This is a genomic window from Trichococcus collinsii, assembly GCF_900107505.1.
In the GTDB taxonomy this organism is placed as follows: domain Bacteria; phylum Bacillota; class Bacilli; order Lactobacillales; family Aerococcaceae; genus Trichococcus; species Trichococcus collinsii.
Genome location: NZ_FNQH01000003.1, coordinates 529,990 through 549,168 on the forward strand (window position 1 = coordinate 529,990; position 19,179 = coordinate 549,168).

13 protein-coding genes and 1 pseudogene are annotated in these 19,179 nt (G+C 45.8%); 10 read left to right on the forward strand and 4 right to left on the reverse strand.

The features are described 5' to 3' along the window. The first annotated feature begins 162 nt into the window (after positions 1 to 162). The 5 genes from BLV66_RS09945 to BLV66_RS09965 all read left to right on the forward strand — a co-directional run bounded on the left by BLV66_RS09945 (position 163) and on the right by BLV66_RS09965 (position 8,882). Positions 163 to 1,137, forward strand: coding sequence for a glycosyltransferase family 2 protein (locus BLV66_RS09945; protein ID WP_086985942.1), 975 nt, complete (start codon positions 163 to 165; stop codon positions 1,135 to 1,137). Continuing rightward, positions 1,134 to 1,520 carry a GtrA family protein gene (locus BLV66_RS09950; RefSeq protein WP_086985943.1) on the forward strand — a complete coding sequence of 129 codons (387 nt, stop codon included), beginning with the start codon at positions 1,134 to 1,136 and terminating at the stop codon, positions 1,518 to 1,520. The genes BLV66_RS09945 and BLV66_RS09950 overlap by 4 nt, the downstream gene beginning before the upstream one ends. Before the next feature lie 236 nt (positions 1,521 to 1,756). Then, positions 1,757 to 3,370, forward strand: a complete 1,614-nt coding sequence (locus BLV66_RS09955; protein ID WP_086985944.1) for a hypothetical protein — start codon at positions 1,757 to 1,759, stop codon at positions 3,368 to 3,370. Between the two features lie 219 nt (positions 3,371 to 3,589). Next, positions 3,590 to 6,148, forward strand: coding sequence for a YfhO family protein (locus BLV66_RS09960; protein WP_086985945.1), 2,559 nt, complete (start codon positions 3,590 to 3,592; stop codon positions 6,146 to 6,148). Positions 6,149 to 6,416: 268 nt separating this feature from the next. After that, positions 6,417 to 8,882, forward strand: coding sequence for a GW dipeptide domain-containing protein (locus tag BLV66_RS09965; protein ID WP_093114558.1), 2,466 nt, complete (start codon positions 6,417 to 6,419; stop codon positions 8,880 to 8,882). A 161-nt stretch (positions 8,883 to 9,043) separates the two neighbouring features. On the opposite strand, the pseudogene BLV66_RS15800 reads toward BLV66_RS09965, so the two are convergent. Next, a pseudogene (locus tag BLV66_RS15800) lies at positions 9,044 to 9,217 on the reverse strand (HAD family hydrolase); the annotation flags it as partial. Positions 9,218 to 9,608: 391 nt separating this feature from the next. Here BLV66_RS15800 and BLV66_RS09975 point away from each other — a divergent pair. Beyond that, on the forward strand, positions 9,609 to 12,524 hold the full coding sequence (locus tag BLV66_RS09975; protein WP_086985947.1) for a GW dipeptide domain-containing protein: 2,916 nt from the start codon (positions 9,609 to 9,611) through the stop codon (positions 12,522 to 12,524). A 98-nt stretch (positions 12,525 to 12,622) separates the two neighbouring features. Here the strand turns inward: BLV66_RS09975 and BLV66_RS09980 are convergent, their stop codons facing one another. Next, on the reverse strand, positions 12,623 to 13,321 hold the full coding sequence (locus BLV66_RS09980; RefSeq protein ID WP_086985948.1) for a metal-binding protein ZinT: 699 nt from the start codon (positions 13,319 to 13,321) through the stop codon (positions 12,623 to 12,625). A 512-nt stretch (positions 13,322 to 13,833) separates the two neighbouring features. Next, positions 13,834 to 14,460, reverse strand: coding sequence for an FMN-dependent NADH-azoreductase (locus BLV66_RS09985; protein WP_086985949.1), 627 nt, complete (start codon positions 14,458 to 14,460; stop codon positions 13,834 to 13,836). Between the two features lie 196 nt (positions 14,461 to 14,656). Here BLV66_RS09985 and BLV66_RS09990 point away from each other — a divergent pair, with 196 nt between their 5' ends. The 3 genes from BLV66_RS09990 to BLV66_RS10000 all read left to right on the forward strand — a co-directional run bounded on the left by BLV66_RS09990 (position 14,657) and on the right by BLV66_RS10000 (position 17,254). After that, positions 14,657 to 15,814 carry an acyltransferase family protein gene (locus BLV66_RS09990; protein WP_176974215.1) on the forward strand — a complete coding sequence of 386 codons (1,158 nt, stop codon included), beginning with the start codon at positions 14,657 to 14,659 and terminating at the stop codon, positions 15,812 to 15,814. 74 nt (positions 15,815 to 15,888) lie between these two features. Further along, positions 15,889 to 16,863, forward strand: coding sequence for a glycosyltransferase family 2 protein (locus BLV66_RS09995; RefSeq protein WP_086985951.1), 975 nt, complete (start codon positions 15,889 to 15,891; stop codon positions 16,861 to 16,863). After that, entirely contained in the window at positions 16,856 to 17,254 is a 399-nt protein-coding gene (locus BLV66_RS10000; RefSeq protein WP_086985952.1) for a GtrA family protein, read from the forward strand. Before BLV66_RS09995 ends, BLV66_RS10000 begins: the two co-directional genes overlap by 8 nt. Positions 17,255 to 17,508: 254 nt before the next feature. Here BLV66_RS10000 and BLV66_RS10005 read toward each other — a convergent pair whose 3' ends face one another. After that, a complete protein-coding gene (locus tag BLV66_RS10005; RefSeq protein ID WP_086985953.1) occupies positions 17,509 to 18,270 on the reverse strand; it encodes a glucose 1-dehydrogenase in 762 nt (253 codons plus the stop codon). Positions 18,271 to 18,438: 168 nt separating this feature from the next. On the opposite strand from BLV66_RS10005, the gene BLV66_RS10010 reads away from it, so the two are divergent. Then, on the forward strand, positions 18,439 to 19,089 hold the full coding sequence (locus BLV66_RS10010; protein WP_086985954.1) for a YdcF family protein: 651 nt from the start codon (positions 18,439 to 18,441) through the stop codon (positions 19,087 to 19,089). Positions 19,090 to 19,179 lie beyond the last annotated feature (90 nt).

Consider the following 19,179-nt stretch of genomic DNA (forward strand, 5'->3'; position numbering starts at 1 on the left):
ATCCCCCCGAACATAATGGAGAAACATTATGTTCGGGGGGATTTATCTCTTAATATTTTTAAGATGATACAACATAATTTTTGGGGTTTTTCATGAATACAATGTTGTTATTGTAATTTGCCTTGATTTTTTAAATGATATTCAAAGATAGGAGTTTACCTTATGAGTAAAGAATTAATTTCGATTATTGTACCTTGCTACAACGAAGAAGAGATGCTGCCCATTTTCTATGAGGAAATTGATAGAATAAGCAAAATAATGGACTATGTCACGTTTGAGTATATTTTTGTGAATGATGGTTCAAAAGATCATACTTTGAAGAAATTAAAGGAATTGTCCAACAAGGATTACCGTGTACGCTATTTTTCATTTTCGCGGAACTTCGGGAAAGAAGCTGCATTGTTTGCTGGCCTAGAGCATGCCAAGGGGGACTATGTGGCTGTGATGGATGTTGATTTGCAAGATCCTCCTGAATTATTACCGGAGATGTACAGATTAATACAGGATGAAGAATATGATTGCATCGGAACCCGCAGAAAGGATCGTGAAGGCGAACCGATTATCCGTTCCTTTTTTGCAAGAAAATTCTATAAACTCATTAATCGTATATCAGATACCGAAATTGTTGATGGAGCAAGGGATTTTCGATTAATGAAGCGTCAGATGGTCGACGCTATCTTAAATTTGAGCGAATACAATCGTTTTTCGAAAGGGATTTTCAGCTGGGTTGGTTTCGAGACGAAATACTTAGAATTCCAAAATAAAGAACGCGTGGCTGGTCAAACGACCTGGTCGTTTTGGTCGTTATTTAGGTATTCATTGGATGGTATTGTGGCATTCTCCGAGATTCCTTTAGCAATGGCTTCTATAGTAGGATTTTTTACATTCGCTGTCGCTATCATTCTTGCCATTTTTTTCGGGGTGCGTACCTTAATATTCGGTAACCCAACATCAGGTTGGACATCGATGATTGTCATTATCTTAGCACTAGGCGGAATCCAGCTGCTTAGTTTAGGAATCATCGGGAAGTACCTAGGAAAGACATTCCTGGAGACTAAGAAACGGCCTATTTACATATTGAAGGAGTATAGTGGCAAAGAACTCCGAAATCAGAAAGATGAGGATAAGCAGAGATGATGAGTCTTTTTACCCAGCTATTAAAGTTCGGTGTGGTAGGGATTATAGCTACTGTACTTGATTTCTTGTTCCTATTTCTTTTTACGGATGTCTTCGGGATGTACTACTTGCTCTCAGCAGCAATCAGTTTTGTACTCTCAACTTTATTCAATTATGTTGCTAGCATGCGTTTCGTTTTCAAAAGTAAGTTCAGTAAAGATGAAAAAAGTAAAGAACTGACCCTGTTTGTTATTTTGAGCGTCATTGGCCTTTTATTGAATCAATTCTTGATGTGGTTCTTTGTCGAAAAAATCGCACTTTACTATATGACAGCAAAAATAGTTGCGACATTTTTTGTGATGGCGTGGAATTTTATTTCAAGAAAAATTTGGTTTGAAGGCTAAATACCCATTATATTTCATTTCCGGATGAATGATAGCTTTGAGCTACTCATTCATCTTTTTTATTTTGATTCACTTATGCTGGACTCCTAATAATGATAATAGGACAAACTTAACTGTAGCGTGACTTTAAATAGGCTCACTGAGAAACTATTGAGACCTAACTAATTCTATGTTTTTTTGAAATGGAAAATGCGCTATGATATATTGATTAATATATATTTTTACAGGAAGTTTGTATGCAAAATAAGAAATTCAAGAAAAATCTTCCATTAATTGTAGCTTGCAGTATATTGATCGGTTCCCTTTTGGCAGTGCTGTTTCATTACGCCGATTTAAAAATCGGGTACGACACAGATGAAATTTTCACATTTGGTCTATCAAACGGCTTCTTTTATGAATTGTTTACATCCCAATATGATAAGTGGCACCCATCCTCCGATTATTTCGATTTTTTGACTGTCAACAACACCGACAAGTTCAGGTTTGATTCAGTCTATTACAATCAGACCCAAGATGTTCATCCTCCATTGTTCTATATGATATTTCATGCCGTCAGTTCTTTTCTGCCGAATACATTCTCAAAATGGATCGGGATCAGCATCAATATTGGTTTTTATCTTTTGATCTGCCTCGTCATTTATTTCCTGATGAACCGCCTTGTCAAAAACAAATGGGTTTCTTTATCGGCTGTCGCATTCTGGGGAGGCAGTATGGGGGCAATCAGTTCGGTCATGTTCATACGCATGTATACGATGCTGACTTTTGGAACCACCTTATTCCTCTATGTCGCTATCCTTTTCCTGCAGAGCGAAAAAATAAAGCTTAAAGACCTTCTGGTAATTTATGTCGTTTACTTAGTTGGTATCTTGACACAATACTACTTCTTGGTTGCCGCGTTCTTCATTTCTTTTTTATTATGCGCCTTCTTGATGGTATTAAAAAAATGGAAGGCAATCGCAGCCTTCACAGTGACAATGTTCGGCGCGATTGCCAGTTCCGTACTGCTTTACCCGGTGATGCTGAAACATATCTTTGCATCCTACAGGGGAAAAGAAGCCTTCAGCAGTGTCGCTTCCGACAGCCCGGACAATCTGAGTAAATACCTAGACATCATCAACAGCAGTTTCTTTGGCGGCAGGGGAGGCTATCTCCTCGCATGTGTGGCCCTGTTGACAGTGGCGGCCGCTGTCTCATATGCTCTCAGGAATAATGCAAAAGAATCGGCTGCGGATAAACTGACGGTTGCCGTCACAGGCTGGTTTGGGCCTGCAATGTTAATGATTGTCCCCGCACTGTTGCATATTCTGGTCATCCAAAAAATATCACCTTTCCAATCAGGGCGATATGTTTACTGTGTTTTCCCGGCGCTCATGTCGGGGATCATCTATCTGGTGTACATTTCCGCGAAACAGTTCGCGCAAAACGAACGATTTGCCTACGTGCTGATTGCCGCATGCTGCCTTGCGACCACATATTTTGGCTTCAGAAATGACTATGTCGAATATCTCCTTCCTGAACAAAAAACAACAAGCGATTTGGTGCAGGAATACAGCGATAATGATGTGTTTTTGATTATCAATGAAGATGCTGAGTGGCGAATTATCGAGAGTATCGCTGAGCTGATCCACTTCAAAAACATTTATCCGTACAGTACAAATTTAAGCGACATCATTCTTCCGAATGAGGAAAAATTACTGAATGAATCCAGCTTGATTGTCTACATTGATACTTCATTCGATCAAAATATCATGATTGAAAAAATCATGGATACATACGGATTTACCGGATGCAAGCAACTGTACTATTCCGGAAATGCCTATGAAATAATCCGGTATTCTTTTATTAAATAAACAAGTTATTCATACAGTTCAGAAAAATATCTTGCTGGAGCATAATATTTTGTTAACCTAGTCTATAAAGGCTATTGTTTCATGTTAAAATGGCATAATCAGAGCAAATTTTACAGCCTGTATCCTTCTGAATACCGTAGATTATTTAGCTGTTTGACACGGATTGGATATCTTGATGATAGTTTGTTTGTTTTCGATATTTAATTAAGGAGGTTATAGATGGTGAGGAAGCGGCATTCCTATTTAGGCTCATTTTTTATACCGGGGATATCTTTGTTGCTGGTGTACATTTTTTTAGGCATTTATCCTTTTGGAGAGCAATCGTTGCTGACTATTGATATGTATAACCAATACGTCAGCTTCTTCGCGTATTTGAAAAGTATTTTATTAGGGAAAAATGACATTTTTTATACTTTTTCCAAGAATTTAGGTGGCGATATGATCGGATTACTCGCCTACTATTTGATGAGTCCATTCAATGTTCTGTTGCTATTTTTTCCATTGAAGTATTTCACAGAAGCACTATTATTTTTGTCGCTGTTGAAAACTGGATTTGCCGGGTTAACCATGTCATTCTGCCTGAACAGCAAAAAAGCATCTCCTTATTCAATGCTTTTTTCAATTGCATATGCTCTGATGGGGTATATGCTAGTGTATCAACAGAACCTTATGTGGCTGGATGGTGTCATCCTCCTTCCGTTAGTGGTGATGGGGATCGACCGCGTTTTTGAAAACCGTTCTTTCCTGTTCTACTCATTCTTTCTGGCGCTGTCGCTTGTGACGAACTATTATATTGGCTACATGATTTGCATCTTTTCGGTCATATATGCACTGATGAAAGTAATCGGTTTCTGCAATGACAAGAGTGAGTGTTTTCGTTTTATATCGAATTTCACTCTAGGTTCACTGTTGGGGGGAGGTTTATCGGCATTTTTGTTGATACCGACAGCTTTTTCGCTATCTGGAGGAAAAGCGGAGTTCAATCCGGACTTTTTTACTTTTGATCCTAATTTCACCTGGCCGGATTTGATTTCAAAATTCATAATAGGTTCCACGAATGCCAATCAAATCATCACTGGATTTCCTAATGTTTATGTCGGTTCGTTTGTTCTGAGTGGTCTGGTGTTCTTCTTTTTGAAGGGCAATATTCCTTTTCGGAAAAAGATAGCCTATCTCTTTGGATTTCTGCTTATTTTAGCGAGTTTTTACTACAATGGCATAAATTTGATTTGGCATGGGCTGAATACGCCGGCGTGGTTCCCTTACAGATATAGCTTTGTGTTTGTTTTTCTGGCAGTGCTAGCTGCTCATGAGGCGTTCCAGGCAAGCCTGGAGAAAAGCATCACCGTGATCCAGTTACTGACAATCGGTACGCTTTGGGTCCTCATCGGCTTTTATATGTCAAACAGATCTTATGATTACATAACCGATTTCAATGCCCAAATTACTTATGTTTCGTTGTTTATCTCAGCTTTGTTGCTGTTTACTTTTTCTCACGCGAAATCCATCATAAAGAGGCAAGTATTTGTGCTCATGTTGGCATTCTCATTTTTTGAGCTGACTTTCAACAGCCACGAGATTTTGAAGCAACAGGCTTATGCGCCACGGGCAGAATTTACAGGAAATGTAGAAAAAGTCCAGCCCCTTACAGAGGCGATATTGGAGGAAGATGAAAGTTTTTACCGGATAACCAAGGACTTTCAATTCAACAGGAATGATCCGATGTTGTATGGATATTCCGGATTATCCCATTACAGCTCCAACGAGAAGACATTTGTTAAGGATTTTTTAGGGAATATAGGTTTTAGGAATAACGGTAATTGGGCCTATTACGGAAAAGGAAATACACTTACAGTCGATAGTTTGCTGGGTGTTAAATACTGGATCGCAAGCGAAACAGAACACAGTAATTACACTACTTTGAAGAGTGATGACAACGTGACTCTCTATCAAAATCCCTATGCCTTGCCAGTTGGCATGATGGTCAATAATCAAACGGAAAATCTTGATTTGGCACAGGTAAATCCGTTCGAAATGCAGAATGAATTGGTCAGCAACATTGTATCTGAATCTGTTAGTGATGCTCTGAAGCAGAGTGATAGTGTGGCCATTGAACTTGAAAATGTGCGACAAGGCCCGCACGAATACGGTACTGTCTATGAAAAGATAGACGGTTCTAAAGATGCGTTTGTAACTTACACGATAAATGTGGAAGAAAATGCACCTTACTATGCTTTTTTCCCTTCAGCCTATTGGATCCCGACAGAATTATATGTAAATGATGTTTGGACTGGGACATACTTCAATGAATATAACTATAATATTGTCCCTTTGGGTGACTATGCTCAAGGGGAACAAATTACGGTTACCTTTAAGATCAACAACGAGAAGGTGATTGTGCTGGATGAGTTGTTTTATTATGAGGACCTGGAGGTAGTGAAACATAATTTTGAAGATCTTTCTTCGCATTCATTTGAAGTTGATGAACACACTTCTTCGTCATTCTCAGGATCTGTTGAAAGTGAAGTCGGTAAAGAAACATTGCTGTTCACAATCCCGTATGATGAATCTTGGCAAATAGAGGTGGATGGTGAACGGGAAGAAGGTAAAATGGCGTTCCAGACATTTTTGGCAATTGATTTGGAACCCGGCGAGCATACAATCGAATTGAAATATGTTCCAAAAGGCTGGCATGTGGGAGTTGCTATTACCTTGGTTTCATTTCTGATCGTTGCCCTTATTTCCTTCAAAATTAGACTACCAAAAAGAAAACGTTGATTCAGCTCTCTTATACATAACAAGGCTTACTTCCATTTATTGGGGGTGAGCCTTATTTTGTTTGAGCGGTATGAAATCCTGTTATATCCTAAAGTTCCGCAACTGAACGGGTCAAGATGCAAGTAAAGGTACACTGCCCAAACTCAAATGGCACAATCTATCATAAATTTTTGGTGCCATTCATATTAAAAAAATGGTAAGATGAAAATGCATTCAAAAATCAATGGTATTTTGATGCAAGGATTGTCTGGAGGAGGAATTTAAGAGGATGTTTCATGGAAATAGAGCACATTGGCGCAGAATTACGCTGGCAAGTGCAGTCCTAGTGACTTTAGGTACGGCAAGTATGCCTTCTGTATCTGCGGAAGAACAGAGCGGGACAAGCGCCGTTTCGACACAAATCAACGTACAGATCCTGTCGACCACAGAAGTGAATTATCAGGCACACGTACTTTCAGCAACTGATGCGATCAATACTCAGCCTTGGGGAACGCCGGGATTCGCAACGATTGCCTGGAGCGCCGACTACATAGGCAAAACGGTGGAGGTCACGCAAGAAAAATTGGCTGATAATGGCGTAACGTGGGCGTATGTTTCAATCAATGGCACAGCAATTGGTTGGATCGCAAAGACAGCCCTGTCTGAACCGGTTGAACCGGATTATCTCGAGGTGCTGAATACGGTCGACATCGAATACACGGCTACGGTTACACGTAACACGGATGCCATCAACGCAGCGCCATGGGGAACGCGCGGGTTTAAAATATTGACATACAGCTCTGAATACTTAGGCAAGAACGTCACGGTTACCCAGGAACAAACGATCGAAAATGGTGTCACTTGGGCTTTGATTTCACTGAACGGAACACAACTCGGTTGGATCGCCAGAGATGCTTTGACCGAACCGGATTATTTGGAAGTGCTGGAGACGACCGATATCCAGTATACCGCCACAATCACACGCGGTACGGATGCAATAAACACAGTTCCATGGGGAATGCGCGGCTTCAAGACAATGTTTCTCAGTTCTGCATACCTAGGCAAGACCGCCACGGTGACGCAAGAAAAGGTGCTTGAAAACGGCGTAACGTGGGCGTTGATCACAGTTGATGGCAAACAATTAGGATGGATTGCCACAGGGGCTTTGACCGAACCAAATTATGTGCAAATCGTGTCACAGACAACCGTCGAGTATGATGCCACAATTGTCCGCGACGGCGATGCTATCAATTCGCAACCTTGGGGTACAAGAGGTTATCAAACGCTAGCCAACAGCACAGACTATTTAAACAAAGAAGTTCTTGTCACGCAGGAAAAAGTAGCTGACAATGGTGTGACTTGGGCATTTATTACCTTGGACGGCAATCAATTAGGTTGGATAGCCAAGGATGCTCTGAAGAAGGTTGTCTATGTGGAAATCTTGTCGACTACCGATGTAGATTATCCAGCTACAGTCACTCGAAGTGGGGATGGCATCAACACCCAGCCATGGGGAACGAGAGGTTATAAAACCATTGGCTCTAGCTCCGATTATCTCGGAAAGCAAGTGACCGTCGTTCAAGAAAAAGTGGCGGACAATGGTGTGACCTGGGCTTTGATTTCGATTGACGGCAGCCAGATTGGTTGGATCGCGAAAGCAGCTTTGACGGAACCTACTTATGTCCAAGTTGTCTCTTCGAAGACCGTTTCGTATCAAGCGACTGTTTTGCGAGGAACTGATGGCATCAACACATTGCCGTGGGGAATGAAAGGCTACAAAACAATCGGATATAGCTATACTTATCTGGGACAAAGAGTCACTGTATCAAAAGAGCAAGTAACGGATAATGGCGTGACTCGGGCTTTGATTTCCATCAACGGAAAAGAGCTCGGTTGGATTGCGAAGGATGCGCTCTTCAATAAGGTTGTCACAACGACCGACACTTTCTATAAAGCTACAATCACACGCGGTACGGACGGTATCAATTCTTTGCCGTGGGGGGTGGAAGGCTACCAGACAGTAGGCTACACTTCAAGTTATCTTGGTTCCGGTGTAACGGTCAGTCAAGAGAAATTGACCGCGGATGGTGTCCGTTGGGCATTAGTTTCCCTGAACGGTAAAGTATTGGGTTGGATTGCGAAGGACGCCTTGACGGTTGCTGAATTGAACCACACAGTATTCCTTGATCCGGGTCATGGCGGCTGGGAAGCCGGCGCGACATACAGCAGCGTGATGGAAAAGACGATCAACCTGGCTGTTTCAAATAAGGTGAAAGCGAATCTGGAAGCGTTAGGATTCACGGTCATCATGTCGCGCACAACGGATACATACGTTGGCTTGCTGGAGCGCTCGGAAGAAGCGAATGCTTCGGGAGCGGAAATTTTTGTCAGCATTCACCACAATGCGATGCCTTCGAATGCAACTGTCACAGGAATCGAGACGTATTACTATCAATACGACTCTGACTATCCGCCGATAATCAATGAAGAAATGCACAATGATCCGACACGCATTCTGGAAAGCGCCCAATTGGCTTCAGCAATCCAGGATTCCTTGGTTGAAAATACGGGGGCACTTGATCGCGGTGTGCGTCGGAACACATTCGCTGTTCTGCGCGAAACGGCTATTCCTGCTGTGTTGCTCGAATTGGGTTACATGAGCTCACCGACCGAATTGGCAAAATTGACTACGACCAGCTATCAGACGACTTTGGCAAAAGCAATCACTGTAGGAATTGTGGGTTATTTCGAATAAACGGATTCTAAAGAATATCACAATCATGGAATAAAAAAATGGAAGCCGGAAGAACCATCTGTTGAGAGATGATTCTTCCGGCTTCTTTTAGTTTTTTTCAGGCTTTCTCCGTAAAAATCCGCTGCGTGAATCCGTGAAAGTCCGTGATGACGCCATCCTTGCAGACATTCGTCGGGAGCGACGCCGATTTTCTTTGCGGCGTGCAGGAAGATGTCCGGTTCTGGTTTGCCGGGGAAGGAGCCGTCATCGAAGACGACTTTGTCCGGATTGAACCAGCGATCGAGCGCGAAGGTTTTGAAATAGAAAGTGACATTTTCTTTGATCGTCGCAGTGGCGCTGATGAAACACTTGAGGAAATGCAGATCTAGCTCCGGTTAAGAGCCCGCACACCGGAGGAGAGCAACGAAAACTGTTCCTTTTCCGGCGAGCGGAAGCTCCCCGGAGGAGACAACCAAAAACAGCAGCCAACTACGACGAAGGATCGCTCCCCGGAGAAGGATACCCCGAAAAAACCGTCAACTCCGGCGAAGCCGTCGTTCACCGGAGCACCGCTTCCGGTGATTCGGTACCATACCAATGATGCGGCATCTTCTGCTGAAAATCGAGCAATCATGAAAACGCTTGTAACAAAAAAGTAATAATTAGTTTTCTGCGCGGAGTGATATAATAAACATATCTAATTTTAAGAAATCTTAAGAAATCCGTCGATACATATGGAGGGGTACTATGAAGATTGTTCAAAAAAAATACCTAAGAACTTATATCGCTTTATCAAGCATGGCCGCAAGCTTCCTTGTCGGAAACAAAGTCGCTTTTGCTGAAGAGGAAGCTTCTGCAGTTTCGGTGCCGACCGAAGCGACAAATCCAACGCTCCCTTTGGGAACAGCGGAGGAACCTGCGGTATCGGCAGAACTTTTAAAGGATGAGGAAATAGTTGCTGTTGCGGAAAACAACTTGCCGGTTAAAGCCGAAACCATTCTGGATGAGGGGATTTATGGAACCAATCAGCTTTCAGGAACGACTGAACCAAATGCGTATGTAGTTGTTTGTGCAGGAGAGAGCAAAGTTGGCGAGCAAACCGCAGATGAAGCCGGAATTTTTAGGGTTGCATTGGCGAGTGTTCCTGAAGGGACGACGGTTTTGCAGGTGAAAGTCTATAAGGATGCTACCCAAACAATCTTGTTGAGCGAGTCGGATTGGCTTCTGCCCTCAGCGGAAGGAACTGAAGAGGAGGCAGCTGTGGATGCGGAAGACCCGCATGCAATCCCAAGTGAACCATCTTCACCGGTTGGGGAGAAACCTGCAACGGATTCGGACCCTGAGGTGGAGTTTGGAACCGAAGACAGCAGCGCTGAACCAATCGGAGAGACCAATCCGGAATCGGCTGATGCTGAAGAAACGGCTCAAGCCCCTATGATGACAGCAACTGCCGCTGCCGTCGAGGAAGCGAAAGGGACTTGGTATTATTACGTCCAGTCCGGCGATACGCTGCAGAAGATCGCCACTCACTACAGCACGGATGTCGCCAGCCTGACGCGCTGGAACAGTTTGACGAGCACCCTCATCAATATCGGGCAGCTGCTGAGCGTCAACGGCACGAATGCCTATACGGAGATCGACAAGGAGACGCGGACATTCGCCACGAAGGCGGAATTTGTGAACTATCTTGGGAAATACGCTACTGAAATCGGCAACGACTACAATCTCTACGCCTCGGTAATGATAGCCCAAGCATCGCTGGAGACAGCCTACGGTACCAGCAAGCTCAGTACGGTCGGCAACAATCTCTTCGGCATCAAAGGTTCCTACGATGGGAATTCTATCGTGATGCGCACATGGGAGGAAGAAAGCGACGGGTCAATCATCTGGATTGATGCTTTTTTCAGGCTGTATCCTTCCTATTATGAATCGATGATCGATTATGCGGAAAAACTGCGTAATGGCGTCAGTTGGGATCCGAATTATTACAAAGGGACTTGGAAGGAAAATACGACCAGTTACCAGGATGCCACGCTGTATTTGACTGGGCGTTATGCGACTGATTCTTCCTATTATATCAAGCTGAATGCCATTATCAGCGCCTATGATCTGACTAAATTCGATGGGCCGAAAACAGTGGCCGTGAATTACAACGCAATCGTATCGTCCACAAACTTCTCGATCGACAGTCTGCCTTGGGGGACGATCGGTTACAAATATTTGGAGCCTTGTTCGAACTACTACGGCAAGGAAGTCGCGGTCACGAAGCAAACTGTTGATGGACAATACGCGCTTATTTTCTGCGCCGGCAAGGAATTGGGTTGGGTCGACATGGATGCGCTGAAGACCTTTTCCACCGTTCCAGCCAGCTACACATTACCTATCATGAACAGCGGTTACTCGATCGATTCATTGCCATGGGGAGAACCGGGCTATGTTCCTATCGCTGATACAGCGGCTTACTACGGGAAATTGGCGACTGTTATCCGGGAAACGGCAAATGGTATCTATGCCGAAATTTCGGTCGACGGTGTGAAACTGGGCTGGATCGACAAGCGGGCTTTCAATGCGTCTTTCCCTAGCTACAATGCGGTCATCCGCAAGGGAAACTACTCGATCGACAGCTTGCCTTGGGGGACTTCCGGCTATCGGACGCTTGACTGGAGCAGCTCTTATGTCGGCAAGTCCGTCACTGTGATCGGTAAATCGGCGGACGGTGCTTACTTATGCTTGGCTTATAACGGCTCACCGTTGGGCTGGGTTGACTACCGCGCTTTTGAAAGCTTCGATGCCACTGCCGTTTCTTATACGGCGATCGTTTCAGGCACAAATTTTTCGATCGACAGCCAGCCGTGGGGTGAAGCGGGTTATGTTTATCTGGATTCATCCGCGAATTATTATGGCAAAGAAGTTTTGGTGACCCGCAAAACGGCAAATGGTGCGTACGCATATATTACGCTTGATGGGAAGCCGTTGGGGTGGATCGACAGCAGAGGGCTACAGAATTTTTCGACAGTCGCGGTGAATTACAGCCTGCCGATCATGAACGGCAATTATTCGATTGACAGCTTGCCATGGGGTGAGCCAGGTTTCGTCAAGTTCTCCGATGCAGCGGCTTATTTCGGGAATTTAGCTACTGTGCTGCGGGAAAGTGCGAACGGTGCCTACGCGGAAATCGCCATCGACGGTCAACGGATTGGCTGGATCGACAAACGGGCCTTCAGCAATGCGCGCCAAGTTTCCTATTACGCCGGAATCTCAGGCCAAAATTATTCGATCGACAGCCTGCCATGGGGAACAACCGGGTATCAACAGTTGGACAGCACGAACAATTATTTGGGTAGCCTCGTGAAGGTCGTAGCGGAATCCACTGACGGGAATTACAAGCTGGTTCAGTTGAACGGCCAGAACTTGGGTTGGGTCGACTACCGTGCTTTGGCAGCTTTGAATACAAAAGCGGTGAATTACGTCTCCACTATCCGCTCGGTCGGCTATTCAATCGATAGTTTGCCGTGGGGCACGCCGGGCTTCACGATGCTGGGCCTGACCAGTTCCTACCTGAATACATCTGTTCAGGTCATTCAGGAATCGGCGGACGGCTACTATGCGCTTGTGACGCTGAATGGCAAAACACTAGGCTGGGTCGACAAGCGGTGTTTCTGATAGTGTAATGAAAAAAATCTCCAGCAGGCACCCGCTTGCCGGAGATTTTTTGCTTATTTTTGTGACAGATCGTCAGCTCCGGGTGATCCACTATCAGATCAATGATGCAACATCTCCTCAACAATTTCATCCCCGTCCATCCCGGCTGGGTAAAAAGTCGGCCAGTTTTCCATCTCCTCAAGGAGCTTTGCGTGGCTATCATCTCCTAGATAAATGTGGAAATGGGCGGAAGCGGTGGGTTCGATGATATGGTCACTGAACTGGACGTACTTCGGTGTATTTTGGGTATCATCCATGCATTCGAACAAGTAGCGGACACCTTTTTTGCCGGATTCGTAGGTCAGAATCTGATAGCCGCTGTAAGCGTAAGAGCCGGTGCGTGTGGTATCGCCTTCGTAGAACGTGATGGAATCGCCGGTAATCGTAAGGCCGGTAAAGGTTGATTCGTAGCCGATCGTGTAGTATTCCTTGTATTCTTCTGCGGTCTTTTCGCCAGTTTCTTCGGCTTTTTCTGAGAACACGCTGTCAAGTGTACCATCCAGCAGGTAAGGGTAGACCGATTGCCATTCTCCTTCCCAGTCGCTCAAAGCGCGATCGGCAACTTGGCTGTCCTCAAAAATGCCGTTGGCGGCATCAATGGTAGCTTGGTTCTGTAGGTTGACGGGTTCTAACGTGATTTCGGCAGTAGTACTCGATTCTGCAGTTTCTTCGGTTTCCGGATCGGACTGGCAAGCCGCCAAACTCAAAACGAGCAGACTGCCGATCATCCATCGGAATATTCTATATTTTTTCTTCATTTTGTCCTCCTGAAAAATAAATAGTGGCAAATCGAAATGATTACGTTTTGTATTATTGCATAGTTGTGTGAGGACTGTCAACAATAAATGAAATGATTTTGTCAATCTAAAGTCAGGATTATGATTGTAAACAACATAAAAAAAGACGCACACCAGTCCGATTACTGGGTGCGTCCATATTTTTCGATGGCTAGCTTCACGGGTTAGCCCTTCGGAAAAGTGATATAAGGAACCTCTTGTCTCTGCGAGCCAAGACATACTATTCGACTAACCTGCTGACGCAGGAAGTCTCTCAGCAATTGCGCTCTACGATGCTCAGTTGCATGGGAGTCTTAGGGATTCATCCCTTAGAGTCCCAGTACAAGGTGACCGTAGGGAACGTTGCGAGGTCAGATTTCCTAAATTGTCATGACTCTTGCGATTTCAATCGCTTAGAGGCATGATACACTTGACCATTTAGGTCACAGTGTTTCCTTATTCAGGGCTGAACGAACCCGTTCCGCTTTTCTTTATTATAAAGATTTGGCTAGTGCTTCTACTTTTGCTAAGCCTTCTTCGATAATTGCTGCTGCTTGATCAGGAGCTGCTGCGTGTCCTTCGATGATGACTTCGCCGATGATTTCCATTCCGAATACGCCAGCAAATACGTTGCGCATGTAGTTGACGCCCATGTCCATTGGAGCCATTTCAGGAGAGGAGTAGTTGCCGCCGCGTGCATTCAGAAGGATGACTTTCTTTTCAGGCATCAAAGCAACCATTGTGCCTGTTTCATCATATTTGAAAGCAAAGCCGGCTGCAAAGATGTAGTCGATGAATGTTTGCAATTTAGCCGGGATCGTCAAGTTCCACAATGGGAAGGCGAATACGATCACGTCAGCAGCAGTCACTGCATCCATTGCTTTTTGTTTTGCTGCCAAAAGGCGTGTTTCGATGTCGGTCAATTCTTCGCCCACAGCCATTTTGCCGTATGCGCCGAAAAGATCTTGGCCCAAGTAAGGCATGTCTTCTGAAAAGACATTGTAGGTTGTTACATTCAAATCTTTATTTTCTTTAGCTGCTGCCAAAAAAGTTTCGTACATTTTTGAAGAAATTGCTTCTTCTGCTGGTCTGTTGTTTCCTTTTACTACTAAAACATTCATGTGTTTTCCTCCACTAATTGTATATTTGATGCGGTTTTTGGTTCACTTACCGCATGTAAGTACAGTATAACATCTCGGCTTCGAAATATATATATACGAAATGCTCATAAAATTAAACAATTTGAATTTTTGTAACATTTGCTCTAACATAGTAAGGAATATTGCGATAGTCTCGAAACAATGGGAGTGAATGTTTATGCAAAAATCCGGCCAAAGCCAACGGATCGAAATCTTTGACGGCATGCGGGGATTAGCCTCGGTCATTGTCATGATTTTCCACATGGCGGTCTGGACAGTTTATGGTTACAGTGCCAATGAATACAAAATCTTTGCCAATTCCTTTTGGAGGGTGGCGGCGCAGACGCCATTAAAAATAATCTGGGGCGGCAATGAAGCGGTTTTGGTTTTCTACATCATCGGCGGTTTCGTCCTGGCGCGGCCGTATCTGAGTGGTCGCAAACTGGACTTCAAGCCGTTCATCATCAAACGTTGGATCCGCCTGATGCTGCCTTATGTGCTTGTCATCGCGGTGACGGTCATCCTGATTGCGCTGTTCGGAGCATTGAAACATGATACGATCGATTTGAGCGGTTCGTTCAATGTTAAATGGAAAAGGGTACCGAATGCGCTGGAGATGCTGCTATATTTTCTCGGGTATGACTACAATCTGAATATACTGAGCGGCGCCTTCTGGAGCATGGTCCAGGAATGGCGCTTATCCTTCATCCTGCCTTTCGTAGCAGTGGCTCTTCACCGCAATCGGACAAGGAAAGTACTCGGATATTATACTGTCATGCAGTTGGGGATCGAGGCATTGACGAACTGGGGAATGCAGAGCGATACGACTTGGTTGGCTCAGCTGTCGGAGTCGCTCAACCGGACCAATTATTATGCGATTTTTTTTGTGATGGGGGCGGTGCTGGCGAAGCATCTTCCAGTCATCAGGACCTTTGTACAGGGACATCGCCGTTTCCGGATCCTATCGGCCTGGGCGATTCCGTTCTTGATTCCGAGCCAGTGGATTCTGGCGGCGCTTGGTTTGTCTTTCCGCGTGCGGCATACGCTTTTGCTGACGGGGTTGGGCATCATTTTGTTCCTTTTGTTGTGTTTGGAGTCGCCGCGTTTGACGGCGTTTTTCAAATCGAAACCGCTGCTGCTCTTGGGAAAGCTGTCCTTCAGCCTGTACCTGACGCACACGACATCGATCGTCCTCTTTGTGACGTTACTCGGCCAGATCATCCCGCCCGAAATGGCCCTGTTGCTATCGCCGCTGTTCGCTTTGCCGGTGGCGTACTTGTGGCAGAAGTACGTCGAAACGCGATGCCTCGGTTTGCTGAAACATTTCAAGAAATAGACGGCCAACCTTCGTTAAGTATGATACGATAAAAGAAAGCTAAGAATTCTGAAAGAACACGCAGGGGTGGACACATGTCAAAAGATGTCATTTCCATCATCGTTCCTTGCCACAACGAGGAAGAGATGGTGCCGATTTTTTATAAAGAGATCGCCGCGGTCAGCGACCAACTGACAGATGCCGCATTCGAACTGATTTTCGTGAATGACGGCTCTAAGGATGCCACATTGGCGGAACTGAAGCGGCTGGCCGCGCTGGATGAGCGCGTGCATTACCTTTCCTTTTCGCGCAACTTCGGCAAAGAAGCGGCGATGGTGGCGGGACTGCGCCACGCGACCGGGGATTATATTGCCGTGATGGATTCGGATCTTCAGGACCCACCGGCTATGCTGGTGGAGATGGTTGCCCTGATTCGTACAGGCGAATACGATTGCATTGGCACAAAAAGGCTTGACCGTAAAGGAGAGCCGCCGATCCGCTCCTTTTTCGCGCGCCAGTTCTATCATCTTATCAACCGCATCTCCGCTACCGAGATTGTCGACGGCGCCCGGGATTTCCGCTTGATGACGCGCCAGATGGTCGATGCGGTGCTTGAGATGACCGAATATAACAGGTTTTCGAAAGTAATCTTCAGCTGGGTCGGCTTCGAGACGAAGTACCTTTCCTACGAAAATCAGGAACGCGTCGCCGGCAAAACGACTTGGTCGTTCTGGAGCCTGTTCAAATATTCGCTGGACGGGATTGCGGCCTTTTCCGAGGCACCGTTGGCGATTGCCGCCTTTACCGGCTTCCTGTCGTTCGCGCTCGCGATTTTGGCAGCCTTGATTCTGACCGTTCGGACGTTGGTTTTCGGAAATGAAACTTCTGGTTGGACTTCGCTCATCGTTATCATTTTAGGGATGGGCGGCTTACAGTTGCTTTGCCTAGGGATCCTCGGAAAATACCTGGGGAAAACCTTCATGGAGACGAAGCGACGTCCACTCTACATTTTGAAGGAGACGGATGTTGACTTGCCGACTGACCGCAGGAAGGGGCAGGACGATGACTAAACTGATGGCCCAAGTGATGAAATTCGGACTTGTCGGTGTCGTGGCGACGGTGCTGGATTTTCTGATTCTTTATATTTTGGCCGATTTCATCGGCCTGCATTATTTGACGGCCGCTGCGCTGGCATTCGTGGCGGCGACGCTGTTCAATTATGCGGCGAGCATGCGCTACGTGTTCACGAGCCGCTTCGGTGAAGCCGAGAAGCGTCAGGAGTTGCTTTTGTTTGTCACCCTCAGCGTCATCGGCTTGGGCTTGAACCAAGTGCTGATGTGGCTATTCGTGGATCAAGTGGAATTATACTATCTGGTTGCGAAGGTTGCTGCCACCGTGTTCGTTATGGCTTGGAATTTCATTTCGAGGAAAATCTGGCTGGAGGATAAAAAGGTTGGATAAAAAAACGCGGTTTGGATCCGGAACTCCGGCGACAGCATGCTTCCCCTTAGCTGGAGCTAACATCCGAATGTCTACTCCGGTGAGCCGCTTTTCGCCGGAGCAACGAGTTCAATCGCGTCCGCTCCTCCGACGAAGACTTCCTTCCCCGGAGGAACCGCTCCGTTTATCCAGCAGGCATCACGTATATAAGAAAAAACGAATGCGGCTTCTTTCGGAACAGCCGCATTCGTTTTTTCTGTGACAGTAAGCTTGTTTCAGTAGCTGGTCCAGCCGCCATCCGCGGTGACGACGGAACCGTTGACGAAACTGGAGTCGGCGGACGCCAGAAAGAGAGCAACGGAAGCAATCTGGTCGGGCATTCCGAAAGCCGGATTTATGGCCATGCCGACGCCTGTCGTTTGCTGCCCAAAGGTGCTGACGGTGCCCATCGATTGGGCGATATTGGTAGCGACAGCTCCCGGGGCGATTGCGTTGCAGCGGATGCCTTTTTTCGCGTACATGAAAGCCGTGTTTTTAGTCAGCCCGATGACCGCATGTTTGGAAGCGACATAGGCCGCACCAGCGCGACCGCCTTGCAGGCCCCCAATCGAAGCGATGTTGATGATATTGCCGCTGCCCTGTTCCAGAAAATATTGGATCACTTTGCGGCTGGCATACATCGGACCGTTGACGTTGACGGCGAAAACATGATCCCAACGCTCATTTGAGACTTCTCCGACTGGTTCGAAGCCATCCATGATGCCGGCGTTGTTGACGAGGATGTCTACTTTACCGAAGAGAGCGATGGCGGTATCGATCATGGCGTCGGCATCGGCTTCGATGGAGATATCGGTTTTGACGGCAGCGGCAGCGTCCAGAGTTTCAGCGTTGATTTCGTTTGCGACTTTCAGTGCACCCTCGTAGTTGTAATCAGCAATAACTACTCTTGCGCCTTCTTTGGCGAATAGGCGACAGATGGCTTCTCCCATACCGGAAGCGCCTCCGGTTACAACCGCGACTTTGTTCATTAGTTTCATGTCGTTCTCCTCCTCATTCCTTGTTAGTTTAATCATAGCATGTTAGCGCTCGCAAGTATTGGTTGACGATTACCTCAGAATAAAAAATACAAAAAGCGATAGCTTATTTTTACATTTCGGATAAAATAGAGTGATAAAAGCGTTCGGAAAGGATGTGGATAGCGGAAAATGGAAAAATACCCATTCGACAAGGAGCGCAGCCTCCTGAAGACGGACGAATCGACCAGACTGACCATGCTGCTGCTGAATGTGTTTTTGATTGTGACTACCGTCTCCTTGGCAATCAGCTTCTACATCCTCGCCAATCTGGAAATCGATGAGGAACCGGTCGTATCCGACATCATCATCGTCCCGGAAGGCGCACCAGAGCGGGGGATAAAGGCTTCCGAACTGTTGGAGCAAGGTTATTCCGATTCCGGAAAAATCATCGTCTCGCCGCTGCTTGTGGATGCCGAACTGCTGCATCTGCAGCCATACGGCGAGCTAGGGATGATGGATGATGACATATTGGCAGATTACCAAGCGACCAGCACTTGGACCAATGCCGTCTACAGCATCGCATTGATGGAAGAAAATGGTTTCGACACAGCGATTGTTGTTTCGAGCGATTACCACATGAACCGGGTCAAATATAGCTTCGAGAAAGCTGCGAAAGGGAAGCATTTGACGTTCACATATGTTTCTGCTGGCGGTCCGTACGGTTTTCCTTGGATCGAGACGCAACTCGGCAGGCGATTGGCGCAATACGAGATTTTCAAGACGGTTGGTTATTGGTTGGGGTTGTATAATTTCATCGATATTGGGGAAGGCGACTCTTGAATGGGAGTGGGCCTTTTTTGATTTCAGAGGGGAATTTCTTCATGCAAACATTCACAAACAGTCTACAAATCTGAATCCGTGCATCCGATT

Bases quoted from the DNA above. Each gene is read 5' to 3' on its own strand.
- BLV66_RS09945 (WP_086985942.1), top strand. From the start codon at position 163: ATGAGTAAAGAATTAATTTCGATTATTGTACCTTGCTACAACGAAGAA.
- BLV66_RS09950 (WP_086985943.1), top strand. From the start codon at position 1,134: ATGATGAGTCTTTTTACCCAGCTATTAAAGTTCGGTGTGGTAGGGATT.
- BLV66_RS09955 (WP_086985944.1), top strand. From the start codon at position 1,757: ATGCAAAATAAGAAATTCAAGAAAAATCTTCCATTAATTGTAGCTTGC.
- BLV66_RS09960 (WP_086985945.1), top strand. From the start codon at position 3,590: ATGGTGAGGAAGCGGCATTCCTATTTAGGCTCATTTTTTATACCGGGG.
- BLV66_RS09965 (WP_093114558.1), top strand. From the start codon at position 6,417: ATGTTTCATGGAAATAGAGCACATTGGCGCAGAATTACGCTGGCAAGT.
- BLV66_RS09975 (WP_086985947.1), top strand. From the start codon at position 9,609: ATGAAGATTGTTCAAAAAAAATACCTAAGAACTTATATCGCTTTATCA.
- BLV66_RS09980 (WP_086985948.1), bottom strand. From the start codon at position 13,321: ATGAAGAAAAAATATAGAATATTCCGATGGATGATCGGCAGTCTGCTC.
- BLV66_RS09985 (WP_086985949.1), bottom strand. From the start codon at position 14,460: ATGAATGTTTTAGTAGTAAAAGGAAACAACAGACCAGCAGAAGAAGCA.
- BLV66_RS09990 (WP_176974215.1), top strand. From the start codon at position 14,657: ATGCAAAAATCCGGCCAAAGCCAACGGATCGAAATCTTTGACGGCATG.
- BLV66_RS09995 (WP_086985951.1), top strand. From the start codon at position 15,889: ATGTCAAAAGATGTCATTTCCATCATCGTTCCTTGCCACAACGAGGAA.
- BLV66_RS10000 (WP_086985952.1), top strand. From the start codon at position 16,856: ATGACTAAACTGATGGCCCAAGTGATGAAATTCGGACTTGTCGGTGTC.
- BLV66_RS10005 (WP_086985953.1), bottom strand. From the start codon at position 18,270: ATGAAACTAATGAACAAAGTCGCGGTTGTAACCGGAGGCGCTTCCGGT.
- BLV66_RS10010 (WP_086985954.1), top strand. From the start codon at position 18,439: ATGGAAAAATACCCATTCGACAAGGAGCGCAGCCTCCTGAAGACGGAC.